Below are 24,702 nucleotides of genomic sequence, written 5' to 3' on the forward strand. Positions count from 1 at the left end.
AATGTTAAATAGCGCATGCTAAGATGCTAGCAAGAAGTTAATTTACATTCCATGTGGAAATATTCAAGGCTGAAGCGGCATGCGCATAGAAGATAGGAACAATGTCCGCATTAGCGAACGCAGCGGTGCACCGCAGGCGGGCGCGGCAGCTACCATGGTGTTCATGCACGGCTTTGGCTGTGATCAAACCATGTGGCGCTACCTGGAACCGCTGTTTCGTGCGCGCTACCGCACCGTGCTGTTCGACCTGGTCGGCAGCGGCGCTTCGGACCTGGCCGCCTATGATTTCGATACCTATGCGCGGCTCGACGCGCATGGGGCCGATTTGCGCCAAGTCATCCATGCGGTCGGCGGCGGCCCCGTGATTTGCATCGGCCATTCGGTCAGCGCCATGAGCGCCTTGCTGGCGACGATCGCCGAGCCGGATCTGTTCGCCGCGCAAGTCATGCTGGCGCCGTCGCCATGCTATGTCGACGATGCGGCGGCCGGCTACCGGGGCGGCTTCAGCCGTGCCGATATCGATGACTTGCTCGATGCCATGGAGAGCAATTACCTGGGCTGGTCCGCCGGCATGGCGCCCGCCATCATGGGCGCGCCCGGCCAGCCGGCGCTGGGGCAAGACCTGGTGAACAGTTTTTGCCGCACGGATCCGGCCATCGCCCGGCATTTCGCGCAAACCACTTTTTTGTCCGACCACCGCGCCGTCTTGCCGCACAACAGCACGCCGGCCTTGATCGTGCAATGCAGCGACGATTTCATCGCGCCGCTGCCCGTGGGCGAGTACTTGCGTGAAATGCTGCCGCAAAGCAGCCTGCAGGTGATCGAGAATGTCGGCCATTGTCCGCACATGAGCGTGCCCGACGCCAGCTACCGCACCATCCGTCATTTTCTCGATGGCCTGCACCTGTAATGCGCGACACGATGCCTTCCATGCCTGATACCGGTACCCTGTTCCAGCACGCGGCGTGCGGCTTGCTGCTGTGCACGGCCGACGGCACCATCGTGCAGGCGAACGCCACTTTTTGCGGCTGGCTCGGCTATGGCGCCGGGGAATTGCTCGGCAAAAAGAAATTGCAGGACTTGCTGACCATCGGCGGGCGCGTATTCCACCAGACGCACTGGCTGCCCCTGATGCAGGTGCAGGGCAGCGTGTCGGAAATATTGCTCGACATGCGCCAGCGCCAGGGGCATTCCATCCCCATGCTGTTCAACGCCGTGCGCCGCGTGCACGAGGGCCTGCGCTATGACGAGATCGCCGTCTTTGTCGCCAGCGACCGGCGCAAATACGAACAGCAGCTGCAGCTGGCGCGCAAGGAGGCGGGCGAGCTCAACGAGCAACTGGCGGCCGCCGACCGGCGCAAGGACGAGTTCCTGGCCACCCTGGCGCACGAGCTGCGCAACCCGCTGGCGCCCATGCGCAATGTGCTGGAAGTGCTGCGCCTGGCGCAGCTGGACGACCCGCAACTGTGCTGGGCGCGAGACGTGCTGGGTCGGCAAGTGGGGCACATGACGCACCTGGTCGACGATCTGATGGAAGTGTCGCGCATCACGCAGGGCCGTCTGGAACTGCGCCGCGCCAGCGTGGAACTGGCGCCCGTGGTCGAAGCGGCCCTGCACAGCGTGGCGGAGCTGGCCGCGCAATCCGGCCACAAGGTGCTCGTGGAGCAATGGCCGCAGCCTATCTGGCTCGACGCCGATGCCACGCGCCTGGGGCAGATGATCGCCAACCTGCTGACCAATGCCGTCAAGTATACGCCCGCCAATGGCGTCATCGGGCTGGAGGTGGCCTGCACGGCTAACGAAGTACACATTACCGTGCGCGATTCGGGCATCGGCATCGCGCCCGGGCACCTGGAGAAGGTGTTCGAGCTGTTTTCGCAGCTGGAGCCGGCCCTGTCGCGGGCCCAGGGCGGCCTGGGTATCGGCCTGTCTCTCGTGCGGGGCCTGGCCGAATTGCATGGTGGTAGTATCAGCGCGCACAGCGATGGCGTGGGGCAGGGCAGCACCTTTGCCTTGCGCCTGCCGCTGCCGGCCGTGCCTTTGCTGGCGCCGCCCGAGCCCAACCGCCGCTTGCTGGCCGGCACGCGCGAAGGCAAGGTGCTGGTGATCGATGACAGCGCCGACGCGGCCGAAAGCCTGGCGCTGGCGCTCGACATCCTCGGCTATGACGTGCGCACGGCCTACGACGGCACGGCCGGCATGGAGGCGGCGCACAGCTTCATGCCGCAAGTGATATTGCTCGACATCGGCTTGCCGCACATGAATGGCTACGACGTGGCGCGGCTGCTGCGCAGTGAACCCTGCGGCAAGGATGCCATCCTCGTGGCCGTCACGGGCTGGGGCCAGGACAAGGACCGCGAGATGGCGTCCGATGCGGGCTTTGATTTGCACCTGACCAAGCCCGTGGATTTTTATGAGCTTGATGCGGTGCTGCAGAAGATGTTGCAAACGAACTGAATTTTCCTAGGGCCATCCGGCCCGGATGCGGCACCCATTGCCTGCGCCTGTTCTCCTCCCTGTCATCTATTTCCGTTGAAATACCTCTATTGCTTGCGGTAAATCAAATACGGAATGCTAATACTTAATCTATAAAAAATTTCATTTGAAAATTAAATGTTATTAATGGATAGATTCTAAATATTATTAGAAATAATTTGACTTGAAAAAATATTTAAAATATCCTCTCATCGTGGTTGCGGTAATGAAGATTAAAAAGTCTTATTGATCATGGCGTGCGTGATGTTATTGATAGATTTTGTGACTTATTGATATATTTCGTGTATTTTTAATTGATATATTCTGCGTATTTTTATGCGCCAGTGATGGGTTCCGATTGCGCAGAAAGCGCTGCTGCTAATTTGACTAGGCCTTCATTATTTCATCGCACAAAGGATAGTTGTAATGTTTAATTCCATTCCAAATAGGGGTAAAATCATGGCAACAATTAATGTACTGGTAGCGGTCAATGTTGGTCAGGCAGTGGCACAAAAAAATCTGAGCAAGTACGTCTTCATGGTCGATACGACCGGCTACTCGGGCAATGGCAGCGAAGGCGGAAATGAACTGGTGACAACGTGCGAGAACGGCGACACCATCGTCTGGAACGTCACCTCGCTGGACCCGGCCGAGCGGGTTTCCATTCACAACTTCGATGGCACCGCCATCACCAGCGGCATGATCAATCCGGCGCCTTACCCGCAATATGACAGCACCGTATGGGGTGGCCGCGTCAATGCCAAAGGCAGCAATGTGCAATATACGATAACCTTGTTGTTGTCGGGCAATACTCTGCTGACCTTCGATCCATTCATCGTGGCGACGAATCCGCAATAAGCGAGGTGATGGCCATGTCCGGCATGCCGCGTACATGGCCTTTTTGTTTTGATATTTCCTTAAAAAAATTTCCCGAAAAACCTTGGGTTTGTATTTATAATTAGTTCATTGTTTCCATTTTTATGATTAAATACCCCGCTGCGCGGCAATATAATTAATTGTTTCCTTTCCTTCCATGTCGAAGCGTGCTCCCAGTCTATCCAAGTGATATTCCATGCGTGTGCTTTTCGCTGCCCGTCGTATAATATGACCGCAATAACCATCCTTCCAGGTGCCGTGCACCGTTTATGGCAGCTACGCGCTTGCGAAGAAGAACAATGGAACAATTGACAGAACTTGAGCTTGAGTGCTTCCAGCTGCGCCATGGCGATGGCCGGGCGGATCGCTGCGTAGATTGGGCCGTGGAGCGCTTGCGCCTGGACCAGGAGGGCGACGACCTGAATATCGTGCTGCTGGCCAGCGCCCGCAGCCGCGACGAAGTGCTGCCGCTGGCCGAGGCCATCATCGGACGCTACCGTGGCGACGCGCGCGTGGAGGAGGAATTCCTCGCTGGCAAATACATCGTCGAACTGCGCGCCGCCTACCTGGCAGGCCGCGAAAGCGTGCAGTCGCTCGACGCCAAACTGACGCGCTTGTATCCGGCGCTAGGCTATCCCGACTGGCTGGTCATGCTGAGCCGCAATTGCGAATACGCGACGGACGTGGCCGATTTCGAGCAGCCATTCGAGCTGGAATTCGACTACATTGCAAGCTTGTGGGCAGAAGCCGCCGACGTCGGCGCCTTTGAACGGCGGTATGACCGCGAGAGGTCGAACCGGCAGGGCGTGCCCTGCTGAACGGAAGGAGAGTCGCCTTGTTGCCGATACCCGAAGGGGAGTTGAACGCTGAAGACATGGAAGAGTTTGCCAGTTGTTGCCTGGGCAAGCTTTTATTTGTTTTCTCCCGCATCGAATTAAATCTGACGCTCCATCTTGTGGCCATGTCTGTCATGGCCAAGATGAGTGCATCGGAAGCGGCATTGTCGAACTGCCACTTTGCCAGAAAGCTGGATTTTTTCCTGTGCTTCGCCGATGTATTGCATCAGGAGCGCGCCGATTTTCTGCGGGCATGCCATGCATGGCATGCGGCAGCGAAATCGGTCAGTCTCCAGCGGAACCGTTTTGCCCATGGCCGCTGGGGTATCCTGCCGTTCACGCAGCAAGTGGTGCACGTGAGCGGCTATCCGGGTGGCCATCAGGACGAAGTACGCTATGCACTGGCGGACTTGCGGGCGATTGTGCTGGAGGCGGAAAACGTCGATGCGCAATTGCTTGAACTCATCAACAAGCAATTGTGCTGATACATGATTGAATACATAAAGAAAATCGATATTTTTGTCTGTTCCGACGCCGGGATGCGCGCATGTGCCAGCTGGGAAGATGCCTTCGATGCGTTTCCCGTCACCGGCATCACCTTGCCAGGGGAACTCGATTTTGCGTCACTGGCGCAATTGCTGACCCAGTCGGCAGAACATGCGCTGCGGCCCCTGCGGATCGAGGGGCACGATATTTACGTATTCAATGATGCGATTGCGCAGGCGATCGGCCGGATGGCGGATGACGACCTGCTGGAGCTTGCCGTGGCATGGTCCAGAGCGGCACCATGGGCGGGTATCGATGTTCAGCCATTCGACCTGGCTGGATTTCTCCTGGAATTGAAATCGAACTGGCATCGGTCTGCCATGCCGGACAAGGCGCTGTTTGCGTGGGTAGATGCATAAGGTGCGGCGGCATTGTGGCGGATGTCTGATGGCTCGCTGCCGCCACGTCAGGGCAGGGCGATGAGTCATCAGGAAGCGCTGAGCGCGCTGGGACTCAGCGAAGCCATGCTGCGTCATCTGGATGGTGACAGCGTTGCGGCGCCATTGGATTACCATTGCCGGGCGGCGCGTGCGTGGCGATCCTCGCCCATTGCCGGGCGCGGCATCGTACCCCTGTGGGAATGCGGCATGGTGCTCGATTACTTCAATCCCGCCAATGGCCGCTTCGAGCGCTGCAGCCTGGAAAATATTGACGAGGTGTGGTGCAGCTATGCATCGCTGCAAGGTTTGCTGGCAGAACTATTTCTTAATGCATACGAGGATGAAGTGGATGACGCCGCGCTGTGCGCCTGCGCCAGCCTGTTCGGCTTCCATGCGATACAGCGTTTGCTGGCGGAGGCGGCTAACGCGGGAACGGGCTACAAGCATTGGCGCACGGGCTTTGGCGCGAGTTGCACGGACCATTAAGTGGACTGGCGCTCCATCGTTGACATGCGTCACTTCTGACAGTCCTGTCCGCTTGCATCGCTGCAGATAAATTGATATATCTCAACGTATAATTTGCGCAATTCTTTTCGCTGGGAATAATGTGCAAAACAAGACTATAGGTTTACTTGGCGGCATCGGCTGGGCCTCCACCCTGGAATACTATCGGCTCATCAATGAAATGCTGGTGGCGTGCATCGGACCCGCGCACAGCGCGCGCATCATGCTGGTCAGCATGGACCAGGCCGATTTCGTTGCGCACGCGGCGCAGCCCGATTCGCATGCCATCGAACAATTTCTGATCGGCGAAGGGCTGCGCCTGCGAGACATGGGCGCGGATTTCTTCCTGCTGTGCGCGAATGGTGCGCACCGCTTCGCGCCGGCCGTCGTGCCGCGGATCGGCTTGCCTTTTATCAGCATCGTCGAGGAAACTGCGAAGCGGGTGCGGCAGTCGGGTGTGCGCAAGGTCGGCTTGCTGGGCGTTAAACAGACCATGACGGGCCGCTTTTATCACGATGCGCTGGAGAAGTTGGGCATCACGACCGTGACGCCCGATGAGGCCGACCAGGAAATCTTGCACGACATTATCTACACGCAACTGGTGCAGAATATTGTTACCGACGCCAGCCGGAACATTTTCCTGGAGATCATCGAGAAACTGCGGCTAAAAGGCGTGCAGGGCGTGATTCTGGGCTGTACGGAGATTCCATTGCTGGTCAAGCTCGGCGATGTCGATTTGCCGCTATTTAATACCACGGCGATTCATTGCGAGGCGGCGGTGGCGTTTGCCATTGCGGAGTAGCCATACCTGTCAATGTCCTCTGCGCGATATAAGTAGCGACCTGGGTCATTCACGGACATTTTGAGCGGTACGGCCACTTTCAAGATCGCTACTATTATGATCAGGCGCTAAAGTCAGCTTCTGTCAGTCGCGAACTTGAGTATTTGACGTTCATCGTCTGCGGCCACTACCTGTACATTTTCAGCCAGCAAATCTTGCCGAATCTCTTGGAATGCATGGTAAGGCTTGGTGTTGGCCGCCGGTTGAGTGACGGGGAACAAGACCTTTGGTGGTAATGCATTGCGTTTGCGTAGGCGCCGGACTTTGTCAACCCATTGACCACCATGCGTAAGGATCTTGGTGCTGTCGCCTTGAGCAAGGTACAGTGGTTTGATCACCCGCTCAGCTTTGCCTTCAACCATGTCGACAAAGGGAAAGTTTACGGCGAAGTCTTCTGTACCAAGCTTTTCACGTTGATATCGCGCTCCGATTTGCGCGTTGATGAGGAGTTTGCGAACATTGTTTTCCAGTAAACGCTCTTGGTATTCCTTGGTTACAAAGTTGCGTTCGACATAATGATCAAACAGCTGCAGAAGTTTGGCCTTTGGATCCTCCGCCAAGACGACTCGTTGATCGGCAAACTGCAGCATCGCTTCTCGTGGGCGTACCACTTCAGCAAACAGATTTCTTGCGAGAACAATATTTGGCTGTGTTTTTCGTCCATCTAGTGCCAGCCGACGAAGCTCAAGAGCGAAGCGATCCATCTCTTCTTTAAAGAGTTGGCGGCCATCCAGATAAATTTGACGGTCAAGCTGATGAAAGAATTGTGTGATGCGGCCATACCGCTTCAGTATGCGGAAGCCAAAGAAGCGCGCTTCGGGGGCGATCAGCGCAATACCGACGTTGGCGAACTCTCCGGTTTCGACAAACGGGCGAAATCGCAAAAGAGCATATTGGCAGGCGAACTTTTTCATGGGGTATTCCAAAAATCTTCTCGGCGGCACCGTTGCAGGCATGCTTCGATTTCATCCCATGTCACATTTGCTGGGACGCCCTCGTCAACATACCACCAAGAGTCGGGTATGTTAGCACGGATATTCGCCAATTTTGGCAAAATTGCCTCCAGTTTCCTTGCGTAGTGTTCGCGTTGAAAATGGTCGCTAAAAATGTCATTCCACCTGCTCGCAAACACATGCGTTTTCAGGAAGTTGCTCGAATCGAAGTGTCGATCAAAGGCTTGGTTATGGTCGATCACGACCAATTCTGAACTCTGCATGTCCCAAAGCAAGTTAGGATTGCCGCCACGTGCGGTTAAATGACGATCTTCGTTATGCAACCACCAGTCGAAAACCAACACATCGCTTGCCAGTTGATCCGGCACAAGGTCTCGTGTGATCGCTGTCAACTCTTGTGGATGTGGAAGCTCTTTCGATGCAAAGACTATCCCGCTACCGAGTTGACTGATATCTGGAAATGCATTTGCCTCAATGAGTTCCTCAGCCACTTCGGCCAATGCATATTCCGCGATGGGAAGGCCAAATTCGGTCGCCAGTTGCGCCGAGACCCACTCACAAATCTGGCTACGCCGACCAGCCCCTTTGCCTTTGATAAAGTAAATCGCTCCATCGTCGCCTCGGCAAATAAATGGCTCGGTTATGCCTTGCTGCGCTCTCCCGAGAACCTCGTCAATGAAGATGGTCGCTGTATTCACAGAGGACAGCTTTCAGATGTGTATCTAGCGATGATTGCTTTGTTCATGGCTTGCACATTCATCATGTAAAGAAATCGGATGAGCAGGAATTGCGAGATCCGATCTTTATTCATGATATAGGAAATGATAACTATCCAAAGAAAATTATCCTACCAATGCGCAAGCATCAAGCCGGCTGCGCGCCGCCCACATTGCGGCTGCGATTTTCCACCAGCACGGAAATGCCGAGCACGACGATGCCGCCGCAGGCCAGCATGGCGCCGACCCAGCCCGTCGAGCGCAAGCCCATGCCCATGGCGATGGCGATGCCGCCGGCCCAGGCGCCCAGCGCGTTGGCGATGTTGAAGGCGGAATGGTTGAGGGCGGCGGCCACGGTTTGCGCGTCGCCGGCCACGTCCATCAAGCGCGTCTGCACGGCCGGGGCGACGGCGATGCCGGCGCCGATGGCGAACAGGTTGATCGCCGTCAACCAGACATTGCTGCTGGTATAGGTAAAGGCGGCCAGGGCGGCCACGTTCCACAGCAGCACGCCGAAGATGGTCCACAGGCGCGAGCGGTCGGCCAGCCAGCCGCCGATCAGATTACCCACGGTCATGCCGATACCGATAATGGCCAGCAAGATGGAAATGACCAGGGGCGACACTTTTGTCACTTCCAGCAGGGTTGGCGTGATAAACGTGTAGACGGCGAACATGCCGCCGAAGCCGATCGCCACCATCAGCAGGGTCAGCCACACTTGCAGGCGGCGGAAGACGCCCAGTTCGCGGCGCGGGCTCGAATCGCCGGCAGCGACCATGGGCACGAAGATGCGCACCATAAGCATGGTCAGCAAGCCCAGCGCGGCGACCAGCAAAAAGGCCGAGCGCCAGCCCAGGGTCTGGCCGATATACGTGGCCAGCGGCACGCCAAAGATATTTGCCACGGTCAAGCCCATCAGGACGCGGGCCACGGCCTGGCCACGCCGGTCTGGTTCGGCCAGGGCGGCCGCCACCAGCGCCGCCACGCCAAAGTACGCGCCGTGCGGGATGCCGGCCACGAAGCGGGCGACGACCAGCAAGCCATAGTTAGGGGCGATAGCGCTGAGCAAGTTGCCGCCAGCGAACATCAGCATCAGACAGATCAGCATCAAACGGCGCGGCATGCGCGCCAGGAAGATCGTGATCAGGGGCGCGCCGATGACCACGCCCAGCGCGTAGGCGCTGATCATGTGGCTCATCTGCGGCAAGGTCGTGCCCAGGTCGTCGGCCACCACGGGCAGGATGCTCATGGAGGCGAATTCGCCCGTGCCGATGGCGAGGCCGCCGATGGCCAGGGCCAGGTCGGCATAGCCAGCGCCAAATGGCGCGGTGACGCGCGGAATCAGGGGATCTACGGAGGCGTGCATGTTCTTGTTAGTTGGGTAAAGAATGACAGGGCGGAGGGGCGCGCAGTGGCCCAGCCGGAGGTGGCAATGCGCCACCAGAATCGACGGATGGCCGGTATTCTCGGGCTAGAAGAGCTGCCCAAAGACAACATTGTAAAAGATTCGGGCAAGCTCTGCAGGGCGCCGGCTAAAATCTGCTGCACTGCACACAACAGCGTTTGCTCTTGTTGTTAACGATAACACGGAATATGCGCGATTCCGCCACAGGGAGAGCGAAGAAAGCCTGGCTGTGGCGGAAATGGTCTTCCTTGCGTATTACTTCGCTAACGATTGCTGCAGCGCTTCCAGGCCCGCCACATAAATGCCGTGGAACAGCTCCGTCACTTCCTGCTCGCTCACGCGCACGGGCGTGAAGCGGCCCGACCAGGTGACCCGCGCGCCGTCGCTGCCGGCAATCGCGCTCACTTGCAGGGTCGACAGGTAATCGGTGGCGGGAAACGGCGCCTGCAGGATGGAATAGCTGTAGCTGCGCGCTGCATTGTCGTACGCTTCCAGCCGCTCGACGATGACGTCGCCGGCCGGGTTGGCCAGGTGGCGGATGCGGCCCCCGTCGCTTAACGTGCTGCTGGGAATATAGGGCAGCCAGTCGGGCAGCGAATTGAAGCCGCCGATCAGTTGCCACACTTGTGCCGGTGTGGCGGCGATGTCGATCGAAGTAGTCGTGTGTGCCATGATGAATTCCTTGTCTATATCAGAGAGGGCTGCCGGGCAGGGGCGCGAAAGCCGACACCAGTTGCTCGGAGCGCATGTCTTGCCAGAATGTGGCGGGGATGACGCTGTTCAAGGCTGCCAGGTCTTCGGCCAGGCGTTCCGGACGGCTGGCGCCGGGGATCACGGCGGCCACGGCCGGATTGGCCAGGGAAAATTGCAGGGCGGCCGCCTTCACGCTGACGCCGTGGCGTGCGGCAATGGACTTGATGCGTTCGACTTTGGCAATGATCTCGGGCGAGGCTTTCTGGTATTCGAAGTGCGCGCCACCAGCCAGGATGCCTGAACTGTAGGGGCCGCCCACGACGATGTCGACGTTCTGTTTTGCCGCGGCCGGCATCAGCCGTTGCAGCGCCCGTTCATGGTCGAGCAGGGTGTAGCGGCCGGCCAGCAGGAAGGCGTCCGGCTGGGCTTCGGCCAGGTCCAGGGTCAGTTCCAGCGGTTCCACCTTGTTCACGCCCACGCCCCAGGCCTTGATGACGCCTTCTTCGCGCAAGCGGGTCAGCACGCGGAAGGCGCCCGTGCGGGCAATCTCGAATTGCGCCAGCCAGTTGCCGCCATGAAAATCCTGGGCGATGTCGTGGACCCAGACGATATCGAGGTGGTCCGTATCCAGGCGTTTCAAACTGTCTTCGATCGAACGCAGGGTGGCGTCGGCCGAGTAGTCATCGACAATCTTGTTCTTGCGGCCAAATTCGAACAGGCCGCCTTTTTCGCCCAGTTCGCGGGCGGCGGGGTCTTCCAGTTCATCGAGGATCAGCCGGCCGACCTTGGTGCTGAGCACGTAATCGTCGCGGCGGCGCTGCTTCAGGGCGGCACCCAGGCGCAGCTCGGCCAGGCCGGCGCCGTAGAACGGGGCCGTGTCGAAGTAGCGGATGCCCGATTCCCACGCCGCGTCGACGGTCGCCAGCGCTTCCTGTTCCGGAATGTTGCGGAACATATTGCCCAGCGGCGCCGTGCCGAAACCCAGTTTGCCTGTCAGTAAGTGTTTGATTGTCATGATGTTTTCCTTCAATGTGTGGATCAGTGAAGACAGAATAGCTAGACAAGTTAAGCCTGTCCAAGACATAATTGGCGTAACTTGAGTCCTGAAAGGTCTGACGTGCTGGACATACGCCAATTGCAATACTTCATCGCCGTCGCCGAGGAAGAACACGTGGGACGGGCCGCCGAGCGCCTGCATATTTCCCAGTCGCCGCTGAGCCGGCAAATCGCCCAGCTCGAAGACAGGCTGGGCCTGACCCTGTTCGAGCGCAGCGCCCAGCGCATCCGCCTGACGCGCGACGGCCATACCTTCCTGGCCGAAGCGCGCGCGTTTATCACCCACGGGAACCGCCTGGAAGCACTGGCGAAACGGCTGGGACGCGGCGACGAGGGTGGCCTGTGCATAGGCTACATCGAAAACGCCATGCATGCGGGCGTGTTGCCGGACGGCTTGCGCGCCTTGCGAGCCACGCGGCCGCAAGTGCACATCGCCCTGTACAACCTGCATTCGGCCGAGCAGATCGAAGGCTTGCGCCAGCGCAGCCTCGATATCGCGCTGCTGTGCGAGCCGCCGCTGCCGAACGACCCGGACCTCGATTGCGCGCAAGTGCTGAGCGACCCCATGCTGCTGGCCTTGCCGGAAACGCACCCGCTGGCGCACAAGGCCGAGCTGACCCCGGACGATCTGGCAGGCGAGGAATGGATTGCCGTGCTGCACAAGGAAAGCGTGCTGAAACACGATAATTTCATCGCCGCCTGCGCGCGCGCCGGTTTTACGCCCGATATCCGCATGGAAGCAACAGAGCCGCTGACGGCGCTGGGCCTGGTGGCGGCCGGGCTGGGCATGGCCATGATCCAGCACAGCCTGCGCCAGCACGCGCCGGCCGGCGTCGTCGTAAGGGAATTGCCGTGGTTCAGCTACCGCACGCCCCTGTGGCTGGCCTGGCACAAGGTCAATTTGCGTCCGCTGGTGGGGATTTTCCGGGAAACCTTGCTGCAGCAGGCGAGCGTAGCCGCCTAGATTTTCCTCGCGTGTTTCAAGTGCAAGGGCAACCACCACCACATGCAAATGATGAGCGCGCCCATCAGCACGCAGGCGATGATGCCGGCGACGTGGCCGAACACTTCCGACATCACCAGGTTAGTGCCTAAGATAAACGCCAGCGCCAGGGAAAAGGCGCCGCACATCATGATGCGGTCGGCCACGCGCTTGAAGCGCTCGCGGTCTTGCAGGGGGCGCATCACGCGGTGCTGGATGGCTGGCGCGCTGAGCAGCACCAGGCTGGTCATGGACAGGAAAAACGTCAGCAGGAAGACGATTTTCTCCGCCTGCACGATCTTCGCGAAGCCGCCGTTGAAGGGCAGGATGATGAGGAAGGCCGTCAGCATCTGCGCACCGGGCAAGAGGATGCGCAATTCGCTGAGCAGGTCGGACAAGTCGCCTGCATCGCCTGGCTGGTCATTTTCATCCTGGTGTTGCGCTGTTGGCATGGGACCGTCCTCGTGATGGTAATGGAACCAGTCTACCCGGCAGTGCCTTGCCCGACTGTGGGCGGGCGCACCTTCAGAAGCATTGCATGCCGCGCCCAGGCAGGCGGGCGGCGTACTCGCGCAGCCGCCACAGCGGCGTCGAGACGATGGCCGTGGCGCTGTGCGAGGCGTCGTGGCCGCAATGGCCGCAACTGTGGCGACGGTGCGGCGCCAGCGCGAAGTCGCCCAGATCCAGGTGCGGGTGGCTGCAGCGGGCGCAGTCGCTGCAGCCCAGCGGTCCGCCAGCCTGTAGCGCGGCGGCGAACGCCTGCGCGGCGGGCGGTGTGATATTCAGTTGCACTATGTCGGGAGGAAACAGGCCGGGCAGGGTGCGGCAGTCGATGGCCAGCGCGGCCGCGTCGCGCGCAAGCAGGGCGCCGCCGTCATTGGCCCGGGCGCGCAGTTGCAGCAGGCCATCATTGCCCAGGCGCAGGGTGCTGGCGTGGAATTGCGTGGGGTCGAACAATTCCGGATACAGCACATAGCCCATGGGGCTGGCGTGCTGGCGGCAACGCATGGGCTGTGTTGCTTGCCAGCCGGCCAGATCGGCTTGCGTGCCCCAGTAGCACTGGTGCGTGCGGCACCAGTGGCGCGCCGCGCCGTTGCGAAATTTTCCAGCGGGCAGCAGATCACACAGGACGATGGCGTCCAGCCCCGCACCGGCGCGAAAGTGGCCCGTGATGTGGGATGTGGTGACGGCAAGATGGCCTGTGCTCGCTTGCAGGGGCCAGCAGATGCCGGGCAGGGTCAGCGGCGTGGCCAATGGCGCCTCCCGGCGGCTATCGCCTTGCCAGCCGCTGGCTGTTTGGAATGAAAAAGCCCGCCGATTCGGGCGGGCTGTGCTGACGGGGATGCCAAAAGCATGGCCCGGTCTATTCTTCCGTATCGGCCAGGGTGACGATGGCGCGCGCCCATTTCGAGTATTTCAGGTTCGCCAGATCGCGCACGGTCTTGATATTGAATGCCTGCTTGAGCAGCTCCGCATCCTTCTCGCTCACGCCTTGCAGCGCGTCGACGGGGGCATCAGCGATTTCCTTGAACGTCTTTTTTTCGTAAGCCTTGTCTACCGCTTTATTGATGTTCATATGTTGATACTCCTCAGTAAGTAGGAAAATTAATTCTACACGTTTTTGCGCACGATCAATTTACGCTTGCAAGTTGTGCCGAACTAAATATGATGGAGGTGGGCGCCTCGACACTGAGGCCGTCTGTGCGTTCGCCTTGGGGTTGTAATTATGTCACTGTTATTATTCATAGTATAATGATTTCCGTGGCGGAGAATGGTCTGCGCCATACCGACGCCGCAGTCACGCGGCACTAATCGATAGCGTTCAGGAGAATACGATGAGTTTGCTAGACCAACTTGCAGGACAGGCGATGAGCGCTTTGGGCAATAAAAGTGCTGACGGGGAAGCCCCATCGGGATTGATGGCCAGCGTGATGGACCTGGTCAACCAGCATGGCGGCTTGCCCGGCCTGCTGCAGAAGTTCCAGGAAAGCGGCCTCGGCGACCAGGTGGCCAGCTGGATCGGCACCGGCGCCAATGCGCCCGTCTCCGGCGAACAGATCAAGGATGCGCTCGGCAGCGACACCATCACCCAGATCGCTGAAAAAGCGGGCGTCGCACCGGACGCGGCCTCGGGCGGCCTGGCAGCCTTGCTGCCCCAGCTGATCGACAAGCTGACGCCCGATGGTCAGGTGCCGGAAGGCAATGACCTCGTCAGCCAGGGCTTGAATATGCTCAAGGGCAAGATCTTCGGCTGATCAACCGATGCGGCAACAAAAAACCTCGCAGCGATGCGGGGTTTTTTTGTTTTCAGGCGGCGGCCATCATGCCGAAGTGGTGCTGCTCAGCAGTCAGCCGCGCCGTACTCCCCTCGACCAGATACGAGCAATAGCGGCGCCGCTCGGCGATGCCGCCGCGCCGCTCCATCAGTTCGCCCAGCATGGCGACGGCATCGGTGGCCATCTTTTGCACGGGCTGGCGCAGGGTGGTGATGTCGTAGCTGAGCCAGCCGGACGCTTCCATCGCATCGAAACCGGCCACCGACATCTGCAGCGGCACCTGGATGCCCATCTGGTGGCGCGCCGTGTCCAGGCAGCCGATGGCCATGATGTCGTTGCCGCAAATGACGGCGTCCGGCACGCGGCCCAGGCGGTCGATGACCTTGCGCAAGCCGCGTCCGCCGCTGGCATAGTCGTAGTTGCCGCTGACGACGATGGGCGCGGGCAAGCCAAGGGTCAGCAGCCGGTCCAGCATGCCGCCCTTGCGTTCCTGCGCGACGGCCGAGTCGCCTGGGCCGTCGATGATGGCAAACTGGCGGTGGCCCGCTTCGGCCAGGCGCGAGACGAGCAGGCGCGCCGCTTCGGCCTGGTCGCACAGTACGGCGTGCACGGCGTGCTCGCGCGGGCTGCGGTTGAACAGCACCAGCGGCACGTCGCGCCGGCCGAATTCAGCCATCTGCTCGTCCGACAGGCAGGCGGCCACGACAGCGCCGTCGACCTGGTATTGCCACACATCGCACAAGACCTTGCCAATGTCTGCTTCGCGCTCCAGGGTAAACAATAAGAGACGCTTGCCCAGGCGGGCGATTTGCTGGCTCAGGTCGGACAACACTTGCGGATAGTACAGATTGGCCAGGTTGGAAATGATGACGGCCACCAGGTTCGAGCGGCGCGTGATCAGGCTGCGCGCGGCCGCGTTCGGGATGTAGTCGAGGGTGATGGCCGCCTGCATGACCTTGGCATGGGTGGCGGGCGAGATGCTGGCGCCCGGCTTGAAGCAGCGTGACACGGCCGATTGCGACACGCCGGCCAGCAGGGCCACGTCATACGAGGTCACGCGTCGTCCGGCGCCGGGTATGGCGCGGGTGGTGGTGATGGGTGTCCGGGCTACAGTATTCTTTTTTCGCATATTGGTCTGGCAAGCAACCTGTCTCAAAGTATTCCTGCAGGCCCGGCCGCTTGTGACGGCCTGGGCGGGCAGAATGAGCATAGCGCAAAAGATTGCCTTATGGCAAGACTGCATGCTTATTCACGCTTATTGTTCATGTTGCAAAAAAATATGACTGAATGGCAAGTGCTCGGGCAGCCCCTCAATCGCTGCTGTCGCACGGCCCGCTGCCATAGGGGCTGAGGCGTCCCGGCGGATCCACGCGGCGGGCGCTGAAATCGCTGGCCAGGGTAGGCAATGGCCATTCCGCCGTGGCGCTCGCCTCCGTACCGCTGACGCTGCCCCGCACAGTCAGGACGACGTCCACCCAGGAACCGTAGTTGCGCGGATAGCTGACGGTGACGGTGGCCATGCCCAGCGTGTCGCTCAGGCCGCTGGCGCTGACGGTCAGGGGGATGCCCGGGTCGAGCACGCCATTGCCGTTGCTGTCGTAGGCGGCGTCAAAAATGCCGTTGCGCAAGACGTCCTCGTTGGCGCAGCTGTAGTGGGGCAGGGCCAGGCGCCAGATGCCCGTGTCGGGGAATTCGGGCTTGTCCGCCTGCCACACGTAAGATCCCTTGGCATAGCGGCTGGGCCAGACGGCGGCCGTGATGGCAACGCCGGGCACGGCATTGCCGGCGCTGTCGGACACGAATACGGCAAAGTCCTTCTGCAGCACGCTGGGGGAATATTCGCGCAGCAGGCTGCCCGTGCCCAGCTTGATCGACAGCGCTTGCCGCGCCACCGTCAGGCGTACGAGGGCCGTGGCCGCCGCTTGCGGCGCGCCTTCGATGCGGGCCTGGATCAGCACGCCGTCGCGGCCGCTGTCGGCCGGCCCCGCCACATACACGGCGCGCGCCAGGCCACCGCTGCCCGTCAGCACCCGGCCCGCCTGCCGCAGGTAGCCGCCGCTGGGGTCGCTCAAGATACTGAACAGCACAGGCGCGTTCTTGACCAGGTTGTTGACGGCGCCATCGCGCACGACGGCGCTGATTGTGCTGATACTTGTGCTGATGCTGTCGGCGGGCACGCCATTGCCGGGATTGGCCCGCAGCACTGCCGGGTCCGCTTGCACGGCCAGCTTGCTGGCAGGACTCAATGGCGCGATGAATTCCAGCCGCGTCTGCGCCGTGGGCCCGCCTGCCACGGCGACCGTGATGGTGGCCACGCCCGCGTTGGCCGATTGCACGTAGCTGCGCGGCAAGTTGCCATTGCTGAAAATCAGGCTGGCAGGCAAGGCCTGGCTGCAGGCGCTGTCGCTGAACAGGCTGCCGCGCGAGGTCGACAGGCTGGCGCTGCCCGCTTGCGCCACGCCCGCCCTGTCATAGCGCGCGTCGATGGGCTGGCACGCCAGGGTGGCGATCTCGGGCAGCACGTCCGCGCCGCTGGCGTCCTGGCCCACGGCCGGGCTCAGGCGCAGGTCGCTGCCGGCCACGGCATACGCTTGCGTGGTGGCGGCGCCCAGGGCGCTAACGGAGACGGCATCCTTGCCCAGGCTGCCAGCCGTCAGGCGCAACAGCAGCTGGCCTTGCGCATTGCTGAGCGCCGCGCCGCCATCCTTGACGCGCACGCCGTTGCCGCCACCCGTGCTGTAGGCGATGGCGGCGCCGGCCACGGGCTTGCGCGCCGAGTCGCGCACGGTGACGGTGAGGTCGGCGCCCTGGCCCAGCATCAATGCGGCCGGCCCCAGCACTTCCACGCTGCTGCCCGTGACGGCCACCGTGCCCTTGCCGCTGCGCGTGCCGACATGCGCCGTCACGGTGATGCTGCGGTTGCTGTTGACGCCGCCGGTCCCCAGCAAAGCGCGCGCCTGGCCGTTCTTGTCCGTTACGGCGTCGACGTTGCCGAGGATGCCGGAATCGGCGGCAAAAGAAATCTTTGCGTTTGGCAAGGCCAGGTTGGCGCCATCCTTGACGAGGGCCGTGACGGCCACTTCGCTGCCAGCCAATCCCGCCGAGGCCAGTTCCGTGCTGGAAAAGACCAGGTTGACGGCGCTGGCCAGGCTGGCCGGCTCGGGCGGCGTGATGGGCGGAATCACGGGTGGCGTCACGGGCGGGGTAACTGGCGGCTTCACGGGCGGCACGGTGGGCGGCGGGCTGCCGCCGCAGCCTGCCGTGCTGTGCAGCGAGCAGCCGGCGCCGGCCTGGGTATCGGCCGAACCGCCGCCGCAGCCGGCCAGGGAAACGAAGAAGGCCGCCAGCAAGGTAGCAGGCAGCAAGGCAGCGGGCAGGTGGCGCAGGCGGGCGAGGGGCACGATGGGTCTCCGGGAGCTGGCCGAGTTGCTCGGCATCACTTCCAAGAGTAGCTTTTGCGCGCGGCCGCTACTTGATGCAAAGCAAGTTTATGCTGTTGACCCCGTCGAACGGGTTTTGCTGGTGCAATGGCCTGCCTTCTGATAACATAACGCCCCTTTATTCAGGGAAGGGTCGACATGGCCAATGCTTGCGGCGTCGATTTCGGCACGTCAAATTCCACGGTAGGCTGGGCACGTCCCGGGCAGAGCACCATGCTCGGCCTGGAAGATGGCAAGACGACCTTACCGTCCGTCGTCTTCTTCAATGCGGAAGACGAGGAGGTCAGTTTTGGCCGCGCGGCGCTGGCCGGCTATCTGGCCGGTTACGAGGGGCGCTTGATGCGCTCGCTGAAAAGCTTGCTTGGTACCAGCCTCATCGATGGCCAGACGGAAGTGGGTGGCCGCGCCTTGCCATTTCGCATGTTACTGGCGCAATTCATTGGCGAAGTGAAACGCCGCGCCGAGCAGTCCGCCGGCCGCGAATTCTCGTCCGCCGTGTTCGGCCGTCCCGTCTTCTTTATCGACGACAATGCGCAAGCCGACCAGCTGGCGCAGGATACCCTGGCCGAAGTGGCCCGCTCCGTCGGTTTCAAGGACGTCGCCTTCCAGTTCGAGCCGATTGCCGCCGCGTTCGACTACGAGTCGCAAATCGACAAGGAAGAGCTGGTGCTGATCGCCGACATCGGCGGCGGTACCTCCGACTTTTCGCTGGTGCGGCTGTCGCCGGAACGGGCGAAAAAGACCGAGCGGCGCGACGACATCCTCGCCACCGGCGGCGTGCACATCGGTGGCACGGATTTCGATAAGTACCTGAGCCTGTCTTCCGTCATGCCCTTGCTGGGCTACGGCAGCCGCCTGCATAACAATAGCGAAGTGCCGTCCAGTTATTATTTCAACCTGGCGACCTGGCACACGATCAACCTGGCGTACACGAAAAAGATCTGGGTGCAGCTGGCCGACGTGTGCCGCGATGCACGTGAGCAAGACAAGATGGGGCGTCTGCAAAAGCTGATCGACGAGCGCGCCGGCCACTGGCTGGCCATGAAAGTAGAAGAGGGCAAGATTGCCCTGTCCGACGCGGCCGAAGTGCAGCTGGAACTGGACCGCTTGTCGCCCGCGCAAAGCCTGTTGCTCAAACGCACGCAGTTCGACGAAGCCATCGGCCACCTGTGCGGTTCCGTGGAAGAAACCGTGCTGCGCCTGCTGCGCGACGCGGGCGTGGCGCCGGAAGCCGTCGATACCGTGTTCTTCACGGGCGGCTCCAGCGGCGTGCGCTTGCTGCGTGAAAAGATCGCCGCCCTGGTGCCGGCCGCGCGCAAGGTCGAGGGCGATCTGTTCGGCAGTATTGGCGCGGGATTGGCGCTGGACGCCGTGCGCAAGTTCGGCTGATAAAATGTGCATGGCGGCGTTGCCGCGTCTTGCCGTACTAGTGTACTGTCTGCGACGCGGCGCCTTGCCCTGCGCATTTTATCGATACCCCCACTGTTGCACCCACGAAAGAGCGCCCCATGAATGTGTTTGACAAACCGATCGTCATGATCGACTTCGAGACGACCGGTTTATCGCCCGACATGGGCGACCGCATCACGGAAGTGGCGGCGCTGCGCATCGAGGGCGGGCGGATCACGGACCGCTATGTAACCCTGATCAACTGCAATGCGCGCATTCCCTCGTTCATCACGGGCTTGACGGGCATCACGCAGGCGATGGTGGACAAGGCGCCGCCCGTGGCCGAGGTGGTGCCGCAGCTGCTGGATTTTATTGGCAGCGATGCCTTGTCGGCGCACAATGCCAGCTTCGATGAGAAATTCCTGCGCGCGGAAAGCGCCAGGCTGAACCTGACACCGGCGCACCAGTCGCTCGTGTGTTCCCTGAAACTGTCGCGCCGCGTGTTTCCCGGCATGGCCAGTTACAAGCTGGGCTTGCTGTCCAGCCAGCTGGGCATCGCCTTCAAGAGCGCCGCCCACAGGGCCGAGTCCGATGCGGAAGTGGCGGCGCAAGTGCTGATCCATATCGGCCGCCATTTGCGCAGCAGCTATGGCATCGCCGATGTCGACGCGGATTTGCTGGTGTCGCTGAACAAGCTGGCCGCCGCGAAAGTACCGCAATTCCTGCAAAAGCACCCGTCGCGCCGCTGAGCGCCATTCCCCTCTAAGCAGGCTCATCAAAACGATATAATTTTGTTATTTCGTTTGAGCCTGCTCAAGTCCTTCCCCCGCATCGAATTTAAAATTTAAGCAACACACGATTTCGCCGCCCTGGGCCGCCGTTTTGCGCGTGCTGCCGGCAAGCGCAATGTGGATGGGGGCGCACATGGACAAGCACCATACTGCCAGAGATAGCCATCAGGCGTATATCTGGTTCCGCACGGCGGCCGAGCAGGGCAATGCCTACGCCCAGTTCAACCTGGGATTGATGTACAAGAAGGGCGAAGGCGTGGCGCAGGACGATGCGCGCGCCTTTGTCTGGTTACGCCTGGCCGCGTTGCAAGGGCTGGCCTTCGCGCAGAACCACCTGGGCGCCCTGTATTACCACGGCCGCGGCGTGGCGCAGAGTGACGAGGACGCCGTGCTGTGGTTTCGCCGCGCGGCCGCCCAGGGCGATGCCTCGGCCCAGCAAAACCTGGGGCAGATGTACCGCAAGGGACGGGGCGTGCTGCAGAGCGACGAGCTGGCCCTGGCGTGGTTTTACCGCGCCTCCGAACAGGGTGTGGCCAGCGCGCAATCGCTGCTGGGCGAAGCCTATGCGCAGGGGCTGGGGGCGAAAAAGAACGATGCGCTGGCCCTGGCCTGGTTCCGCAAGGCCGCCTTGCAGGGCGATGCGCAGGCGCAGCTGAACCTGGGGCTCGTCTACAAGCGGGGCCAGGGCGTGGTGCAGAGCGATGCGCAGGCGCTGGCCTGGTTCCGCCAGGCCGCTGCCCAGGGCCTGGCGGTGGCGCAGCGGCAACTCGGCGTGGCGTATGCGGAAGGCCTGGGGGTGGCGCCCGACCAGCTGCGCGCGTATGCCTGGCTGCAGCGGGCGGCCGAGCAGGACGACGCCGATGCCCAGTTCAACCTGGGCCTGATGCTGGCGCGCGGCCAGGGCGTGGACAAGGACGAGGCGCGTGCCGTCGTCTGGTACCGGCGTGCCGCCATGCAAGGCCATTGCATGGCGCAATACAATCTGGGTGGCATGTTTGCGGGCGGACGCGGCGTGGGCCGCGACTTGCGCCAGGCACTGGACTGGTACGCCAGGGCGGCGGACCAGGGCGCGTCGAATGCGCAGTTCAACCTGGGCGTGATGTATGCCAATGGCCAGGGTGTGGAGCGCGACGAGGTGTGCGCCGTGCGCTGGTATCGCACGGCCGCCGAGCAGGGCGATGCGAGCGCGCAGAACAACCTGGGCGTCATGTATGCGAACGGCCATGGCGTGCCGCAAGACGACGGCCTGGCCGTGCAATGGTATGCGCGCGCGGCCGGCCAGGGCCATGCTCTGGCGCAATACAACCTGGGTGGCATGTATAACAGCGGGCGCGGCGTGGAGAAGGATCCCGTCTGTGGCTACATGTGGCTGGCACTGGCGGCCGAGGGCGGCGACAGCGGGGCTGCCAGGGCCAGGGAGGCGGCTGGCGCCAGGCTGGAGCCGGCCCAGCTGCAAGAGGCGCAGCAGCGCATGCGGCAATGGCACCAGGTGCGCTTCCCTGCGCGGCCTCCGCGCGACTGAAGCACAGGCACCGTGCGCGCGCGGACGCGTGCTGCATGCGATAATTGCCGGTAAGCATGTCGCGAAGGCGGCAAGGTTTTTGGCACAGTGAAAGGTGAACCATGGTAAGGCAGGCAGGCGAGGATGCATCCGAGCAAAAAGTCATCGACGACATCGCCACGCACGGCTGGCATGGCGTGCATATCGGTGCGGATGAAGAAGGTCCCGGCTATGCCTTCACGATAGGTGCTTGCCACAGTTTCGGCCAGCCCGAGTTCCTCATCATGGGCTTGCCGCGCGCCATGGCCCACCAGATACTCGATGTGGCGCTGGACGCCGCGCGCAGCGGTGCCATCACGGATTTCACGGCTACCACGGATGTCTTGCTGGAAGGCCATCAGTGCGCCTTCGTGCGCGTGCCCATCGAGCAATACCGCAACTATGTCGGCTATGCGCGCTGGTATTACCAGGGTGATGATTTTACGCTGTACCAGATCGTCTGGCCGTCGCGCGATGGCCATTTTCCGTGGCAGGCGCAAGCCAGTGCGCAGTATGTGGAGAGCCAGCCCTTGCTGGGGCCGGCGCCGCTGGCCGCATGACGGCAGGCCCCTCCGTCAGCATTGTGACCGGCACGGCGACCGTGTGCGTGTTCGACCCGGCGCTCTTGCGCCACAAGCTGGAAGAGGACTGCGACTGGTGGAGCCTTCCCAGTGCGGAACTGGCGGCCGTGAATGCGGGGCAGGTGGCATTTTTCAACGTGGGCGGCGACGGCGCGTATGAACTTGCCTTGCACGCCGAACTTGCCGAACCGCATGTGGAAGTGCATCTGGCTGTCGTCTCGGGCCGCGTCTTCATCGGTGCCGGGGAGGATGTCACGGGGGGCGGCCTTGAACCGGACACGGCATACGGCGGCCTCTTCGTGGACGTGCCTGTGGGCAGCTACCGCGTGCAGGCGCGCCGCGATGGCGCGCACATCAGCCTGGCATTCGTGCCCGATGCCTGCGGCAGCAATGCGTTTGGCGACCTCGTGCGGATTTGATCGTGCGTCTCCGATTCCCGTTCAGCTTCTGATTCTTGGTCCTGGCTACGCATCCATGCGCGCCACGCCCGCACCTTGCCGCCGGTCCAGGAACAGGCTGTTGCCGTGGATTTTCTTTGCCTGCTTCTTTGCTTCGGCCGCTTGCGTGGCGATCTGATGGTGCGTGTAGTACTGGTGCGCCTCCACCTTGATGACGCCCAGCGATAGGCTGATCAATGAGTAAAACACTTTCTTGCCTTGCCGGTCTTCGCTGATGTAGCCGCCCCGTTCGCAATCGCTGGTGCTGTAGTAGGCGAGGATGGCGGCCGCGAAGTCGTCCAGCATGGCCTGGCAGCGCGCTTCCCAGTCTTCGCTCTGGAACAAAATCATGAAATCGTCGCCGCCGATGTGGCCGATGAAGTCGCGGTTCGGGTCGCAATGGCTGCTGAGGATTTCTCCCGTCAGCTGGATCACGTCGTCGCCCTTGCGGTAGCCGTACACATCGTTGAAGGGCTTGAAGTGGTCGAGGTCGCAATAGCAGACCCAGAAGCGGCTGCCGCTGTGCAGCAGGCGGTCGATATGCTCGTTGATGGGCACGTTGCCGGGCAGTTGCGTCAGCGGGTTGGCATAGCGGGCCGCGTTGATCTGCATCTGCGTGATTTCGCGCATCAGGTCGTGTCCCGTGCCCATGCCCAGGTAGCGGCCGTGTTCGGTAATGATGAAACCGTTGAACAGGTGGTGGGCATCCGATTGCACCATGGTGTAGCTGAGTTCCTGCAAGCTCGTCTCGTGGTCGGCGATCAGGGGCGTGGCATCCATGAACAGGCTGCATGATTTCTTGCCATACAGTTCACGCTGGTAGGGGCGGGCGAAGTGGTCGATCATTTCGAAGCGGCTGATCAAGCCCAGCGGCACGCCGTCGTCGACGACGGGAATGATCATCAGCTTCGGGTCCTTCAGGAAGATGTCGTACACCTCGTTATTGTTTTTCTCAGGCGAAACGGCCACCACCCGGTGCAGCAGCTTGCGGATGCTGGCGCCATTCTTTTCCAGGCTGCTGCGCTGCGGATACACGGCCACGCCATTGCGCCCCAGCGCCTGCACCACTTCCGCCGGCAGGGCCCGTGCCGGCACCGCATTGGGCCGGCCAAGGTGATAGCCTTGTCCGAACGCCACGCCCAGGTCGCGCAAGACCAGCAATTCCGTCTGCGCCTCGATGCCTTCGGCGATCACCAGCGTGCCCGATTTCTCCGCGATTTCCTGGATCGAGCGCACGAATTGCAGTTTCACGGGGTCATTATTGATGCCCTGGATGAAATGCATGTCGATTTTCACGTATTCCGGGCGCAGTTCGGACCACAGGCGCAGACTGGAAAAGCCTTCGCCCAGGTCGTCGATAGCAATCTGGAAACCCATATTGCGGTAATGTAGTACCGCTTCGCGCATCAGTTCGTAATCGTAGGTGGGCTGGTTTTCCGTCAGTTCGATGATGACACGGTCCGGATTGATGCCGATGTGCTCGATGTATTCCAGGGTTTCGCCATGGCGGGCATTGCGCAGCAGCAGGCATTCGGGGCTGACATTGAGAAACAGCTTGCCCGGCAGCTGCAGTTCGGCAAAGCGCTCGAGCACCACTTGCCGGCACAGGTGCTCCACTTCCAGGGTCAGGTCATGCGCGCGCGCCACCTTGAACAGATTCATCGGCGCGTGCAGGGGGCTGTCGGACGGTCCCCGTATCAAGCCTTCGTAGCCGATGATGTCGCCGCTGTGCATGTGGATGATGGGCTGGAACAGCGCGTTGAGCTTGCGGCCTGCCAGGATCTCGTGCAAGGCATCCGTCCCTTCGATGCTCATGGTGGCCGATGGCGGCTTCAGGTAAGCCACATTCGATGGCGTCGGGCCGGGCGGCGCGGCGGTGGCGGCAGGGAGGGCGAGAGTGTGCATAGGCGGATGTGGCGGCACGGCCTCTGGACGGGCCATGAACATGTTGCCGATAGTAAAGAAGATTTATGACAACTTGATGA

At 61.4% G+C, this 24,702-nt stretch carries 26 protein-coding genes; 15 read left to right on the forward strand and 11 right to left on the reverse strand.

All coding sequences use genetic code 11. The features are described from left to right. Positions 1-79 precede the first annotated feature (79 nt). The 8 genes from U0004_RS14590 to U0004_RS14625 all read left to right on the forward strand — a co-directional run bounded on the left by U0004_RS14590 (position 80) and on the right by U0004_RS14625 (position 6,419). Positions 80-910: an alpha/beta fold hydrolase gene (locus tag U0004_RS14590; RefSeq protein ID WP_070256235.1), complete on the forward strand. Its 831-nt coding sequence runs from the start codon at positions 80-82 to the stop codon at positions 908-910. Positions 911-930: 20 nt separating this feature from the next. Then, the gene (locus tag U0004_RS14595) at positions 931-2,457 is read left to right on the forward strand and encodes a hybrid sensor histidine kinase/response regulator (RefSeq protein WP_231958235.1); all 1,527 of its coding nucleotides are present in this window, start codon (positions 931-933) and stop codon (positions 2,455-2,457) included. Between the two features lie 477 nt (positions 2,458-2,934). Beyond that, entirely contained in the window at positions 2,935-3,333 is a 399-nt protein-coding gene (locus tag U0004_RS14600) for a hypothetical protein (RefSeq protein ID WP_070256232.1), read from the forward strand. Positions 3,334-3,650: 317 nt separating this feature from the next. Then, the gene (locus U0004_RS14605; RefSeq protein WP_070256229.1) at positions 3,651-4,169 is read left to right on the forward strand and encodes a hypothetical protein; all 519 of its coding nucleotides are present in this window, start codon (positions 3,651-3,653) and stop codon (positions 4,167-4,169) included. Positions 4,170-4,186: 17 nt separating this feature from the next. Next, entirely contained in the window at positions 4,187-4,672 is a 486-nt protein-coding gene (locus U0004_RS14610; RefSeq protein ID WP_139144135.1) for a hypothetical protein, read from the forward strand. 3 nt (positions 4,673-4,675) lie between these two features. After that, positions 4,676-5,092: a hypothetical protein gene (locus U0004_RS14615; RefSeq protein WP_070256223.1), complete on the forward strand. Its 417-nt coding sequence runs from the start codon at positions 4,676-4,678 to the stop codon at positions 5,090-5,092. 60 nt (positions 5,093-5,152) lie between these two features. Continuing rightward, complete coding sequence (locus tag U0004_RS14620; RefSeq protein ID WP_070256219.1) at positions 5,153-5,599, forward strand: hypothetical protein; 447 nt, start codon at positions 5,153-5,155, stop codon at positions 5,597-5,599. Between the two features lie 121 nt (positions 5,600-5,720). Further along, a complete protein-coding gene (locus U0004_RS14625; protein WP_070256216.1) occupies positions 5,721-6,419 on the forward strand; it encodes an aspartate/glutamate racemase family protein in 699 nt (232 codons plus the stop codon). A gap of 113 nt (positions 6,420-6,532) precedes the next feature. Here U0004_RS14625 and U0004_RS14630 read toward each other — a convergent pair whose 3' ends face one another. The 5 genes from U0004_RS14630 to U0004_RS14650 all read right to left on the reverse strand — a co-directional run bounded on the left by U0004_RS14630 (position 6,533) and on the right by U0004_RS14650 (position 11,240). Continuing rightward, positions 6,533-7,372 (reverse strand): DUF3037 domain-containing protein, encoded by an 840-nt coding sequence (locus tag U0004_RS14630; RefSeq protein WP_070256213.1) that lies wholly within the window; start codon positions 7,370-7,372, stop codon positions 6,533-6,535. Further along, positions 7,369-8,109 (reverse strand): HipA family kinase, encoded by a 741-nt coding sequence (locus U0004_RS14635; protein ID WP_139144134.1) that lies wholly within the window; start codon positions 8,107-8,109, stop codon positions 7,369-7,371. The genes U0004_RS14630 and U0004_RS14635 overlap by 4 nt, the downstream gene beginning before the upstream one ends. Before the next feature lie 166 nt (positions 8,110-8,275). Beyond that, positions 8,276-9,493, reverse strand: a complete 1,218-nt coding sequence (locus tag U0004_RS14640; protein WP_034781463.1) for an MFS transporter — start codon at positions 9,491-9,493, stop codon at positions 8,276-8,278. Positions 9,494-9,787: 294 nt separating this feature from the next. Next, positions 9,788-10,204, reverse strand: a complete 417-nt coding sequence (locus tag U0004_RS14645) for an SRPBCC family protein (protein ID WP_070256207.1) — start codon at positions 10,202-10,204, stop codon at positions 9,788-9,790. A 19-nt stretch (positions 10,205-10,223) separates the two neighbouring features. Next, positions 10,224-11,240 (reverse strand): aldo/keto reductase, encoded by a 1,017-nt coding sequence (locus U0004_RS14650; RefSeq protein WP_070256204.1) that lies wholly within the window; start codon positions 11,238-11,240, stop codon positions 10,224-10,226. A 102-nt stretch (positions 11,241-11,342) separates the two neighbouring features. On the opposite strand from U0004_RS14650, the gene U0004_RS14655 reads away from it, so the two are divergent. Then, on the forward strand, positions 11,343-12,245 hold the full coding sequence (locus tag U0004_RS14655) for a LysR family transcriptional regulator (protein ID WP_070256201.1): 903 nt from the start codon (positions 11,343-11,345) through the stop codon (positions 12,243-12,245). On the opposite strand, the gene U0004_RS14660 is transcribed toward U0004_RS14655, so the two are convergent. The 3 genes from U0004_RS14660 to U0004_RS14670 all read right to left on the reverse strand — a co-directional run bounded on the left by U0004_RS14660 (position 12,242) and on the right by U0004_RS14670 (position 13,839). Continuing rightward, positions 12,242-12,715: a DUF6328 family protein gene (locus U0004_RS14660; RefSeq protein ID WP_070256198.1), complete on the reverse strand. Its 474-nt coding sequence runs from the start codon at positions 12,713-12,715 to the stop codon at positions 12,242-12,244. The genes U0004_RS14655 and U0004_RS14660 overlap by 4 nt on opposite strands. Positions 12,716-12,788: 73 nt before the next feature. Beyond that, positions 12,789-13,517 (reverse strand): hypothetical protein, encoded by a 729-nt coding sequence (locus U0004_RS14665; RefSeq protein WP_070256195.1) that lies wholly within the window; start codon positions 13,515-13,517, stop codon positions 12,789-12,791. Positions 13,518-13,626: 109 nt separating this feature from the next. Then, positions 13,627-13,839, reverse strand: coding sequence for a hypothetical protein (locus tag U0004_RS14670; RefSeq protein WP_034751103.1), 213 nt, complete (start codon positions 13,837-13,839; stop codon positions 13,627-13,629). A gap of 259 nt (positions 13,840-14,098) precedes the next feature. On the opposite strand from U0004_RS14670, the gene U0004_RS14675 reads away from it, so the two are divergent. Next, positions 14,099-14,518, forward strand: coding sequence for a YidB family protein (locus U0004_RS14675; protein ID WP_034751100.1), 420 nt, complete (start codon positions 14,099-14,101; stop codon positions 14,516-14,518). Positions 14,519-14,570: 52 nt separating this feature from the next. Here the strand turns inward: U0004_RS14675 and U0004_RS14680 are convergent, their stop codons facing one another. Together U0004_RS14680 and U0004_RS14685 are read right to left on the reverse strand one after the other, a co-directional pair. Next, entirely contained in the window at positions 14,571-15,596 is a 1,026-nt protein-coding gene (locus U0004_RS14680; protein ID WP_231958244.1) for a LacI family DNA-binding transcriptional regulator, read from the reverse strand. Positions 15,597-15,849: 253 nt separating this feature from the next. Then, positions 15,850-17,940, reverse strand: a complete 2,091-nt coding sequence (locus tag U0004_RS14685; protein WP_070256192.1) for an Ig-like domain-containing protein — start codon at positions 17,938-17,940, stop codon at positions 15,850-15,852. Between the two features lie 177 nt (positions 17,941-18,117). On the opposite strand from U0004_RS14685, the gene U0004_RS14690 reads away from it, so the two are divergent. The 5 genes from U0004_RS14690 (at position 18,118) to U0004_RS14710 (ending at position 22,699) form a co-directional block, all read left to right on the forward strand. Then, positions 18,118-19,368 carry an Hsp70 family protein gene (locus tag U0004_RS14690; protein WP_034781446.1) on the forward strand — a complete coding sequence of 417 codons (1,251 nt, stop codon included), beginning with the start codon at positions 18,118-18,120 and terminating at the stop codon, positions 19,366-19,368. A 119-nt stretch (positions 19,369-19,487) separates the two neighbouring features. Further along, complete coding sequence (locus U0004_RS14695; protein ID WP_170846245.1) at positions 19,488-20,117, forward strand: 3'-5' exonuclease; 630 nt, start codon at positions 19,488-19,490, stop codon at positions 20,115-20,117. Positions 20,118-20,292: 175 nt separating this feature from the next. Then, entirely contained in the window at positions 20,293-21,681 is a 1,389-nt protein-coding gene (locus U0004_RS14700; RefSeq protein WP_070256189.1) for a tetratricopeptide repeat protein, read from the forward strand. A 101-nt stretch (positions 21,682-21,782) separates the two neighbouring features. Then, positions 21,783-22,259: a DUF4262 domain-containing protein gene (locus U0004_RS14705; protein WP_070256186.1), complete on the forward strand. Its 477-nt coding sequence runs from the start codon at positions 21,783-21,785 to the stop codon at positions 22,257-22,259. Continuing rightward, positions 22,256-22,699, forward strand: coding sequence for a DUF6386 family protein (locus tag U0004_RS14710; protein WP_070256184.1), 444 nt, complete (start codon positions 22,256-22,258; stop codon positions 22,697-22,699). Before U0004_RS14705 ends, U0004_RS14710 begins: the two co-directional genes overlap by 4 nt. 45 nt (positions 22,700-22,744) lie before the next feature. Here U0004_RS14710 and U0004_RS14715 read toward each other — a convergent pair whose 3' ends face one another. Further along, entirely contained in the window at positions 22,745-24,532 is a 1,788-nt protein-coding gene (locus tag U0004_RS14715) for a GGDEF domain-containing protein (RefSeq protein WP_070256549.1), read from the reverse strand. Positions 24,533-24,702 lie beyond the last annotated feature (170 nt).

This window comes from Janthinobacterium lividum (assembly GCF_034424625.1).
Classification (GTDB): Bacteria; Pseudomonadota; Gammaproteobacteria; order Burkholderiales; family Burkholderiaceae_D; genus Janthinobacterium; species Janthinobacterium lividum.

What these genes read in the sequence shown, in the direction of transcription:
- U0004_RS14590 (WP_070256235.1), top strand. Translation starts at nt 80, where the DNA reads ATGCGCATAGAAGATAGGAACAATGTCCGCATTAGCGAACGCAGCGGT.
- U0004_RS14595 (WP_231958235.1), top strand. Translation starts at nt 931, where the DNA reads ATGCCTGATACCGGTACCCTGTTCCAGCACGCGGCGTGCGGCTTGCTG.
- U0004_RS14600 (WP_070256232.1), top strand. Translation starts at nt 2,935, where the DNA reads ATGGCAACAATTAATGTACTGGTAGCGGTCAATGTTGGTCAGGCAGTG.
- U0004_RS14605 (WP_070256229.1), top strand. Translation starts at nt 3,651, where the DNA reads ATGGAACAATTGACAGAACTTGAGCTTGAGTGCTTCCAGCTGCGCCAT.
- U0004_RS14615 (WP_070256223.1), top strand. Translation starts at nt 4,676, where the DNA reads ATGATTGAATACATAAAGAAAATCGATATTTTTGTCTGTTCCGACGCC.
- U0004_RS14620 (WP_070256219.1), top strand. Translation starts at nt 5,153, where the DNA reads ATGAGTCATCAGGAAGCGCTGAGCGCGCTGGGACTCAGCGAAGCCATG.
- U0004_RS14630 (WP_070256213.1), bottom strand. Translation starts at nt 7,372, where the DNA reads ATGAAAAAGTTCGCCTGCCAATATGCTCTTTTGCGATTTCGCCCGTTT.
- U0004_RS14640 (WP_034781463.1), bottom strand. Translation starts at nt 9,493, where the DNA reads ATGCACGCCTCCGTAGATCCCCTGATTCCGCGCGTCACCGCGCCATTT.
- U0004_RS14645 (WP_070256207.1), bottom strand. Translation starts at nt 10,204, where the DNA reads ATGGCACACACGACTACTTCGATCGACATCGCCGCCACACCGGCACAA.
- U0004_RS14650 (WP_070256204.1), bottom strand. Translation starts at nt 11,240, where the DNA reads ATGACAATCAAACACTTACTGACAGGCAAACTGGGTTTCGGCACGGCG.
- U0004_RS14660 (WP_070256198.1), bottom strand. Translation starts at nt 12,715, where the DNA reads ATGCCAACAGCGCAACACCAGGATGAAAATGACCAGCCAGGCGATGCA.
- U0004_RS14670 (WP_034751103.1), bottom strand. Translation starts at nt 13,839, where the DNA reads ATGAACATCAATAAAGCGGTAGACAAGGCTTACGAAAAAAAGACGTTC.
- U0004_RS14675 (WP_034751100.1), top strand. Translation starts at nt 14,099, where the DNA reads ATGAGTTTGCTAGACCAACTTGCAGGACAGGCGATGAGCGCTTTGGGC.
- U0004_RS14690 (WP_034781446.1), top strand. Translation starts at nt 18,118, where the DNA reads ATGGCCAATGCTTGCGGCGTCGATTTCGGCACGTCAAATTCCACGGTA.
- U0004_RS14695 (WP_170846245.1), top strand. Translation starts at nt 19,488, where the DNA reads ATGAATGTGTTTGACAAACCGATCGTCATGATCGACTTCGAGACGACC.
- U0004_RS14700 (WP_070256189.1), top strand. Translation starts at nt 20,293, where the DNA reads ATGGACAAGCACCATACTGCCAGAGATAGCCATCAGGCGTATATCTGG.
- U0004_RS14705 (WP_070256186.1), top strand. Translation starts at nt 21,783, where the DNA reads ATGGTAAGGCAGGCAGGCGAGGATGCATCCGAGCAAAAAGTCATCGAC.
- U0004_RS14710 (WP_070256184.1), top strand. Translation starts at nt 22,256, where the DNA reads ATGACGGCAGGCCCCTCCGTCAGCATTGTGACCGGCACGGCGACCGTG.
- U0004_RS14715 (WP_070256549.1), bottom strand. Translation starts at nt 24,532, where the DNA reads ATGAGCATCGAAGGGACGGATGCCTTGCACGAGATCCTGGCAGGCCGC.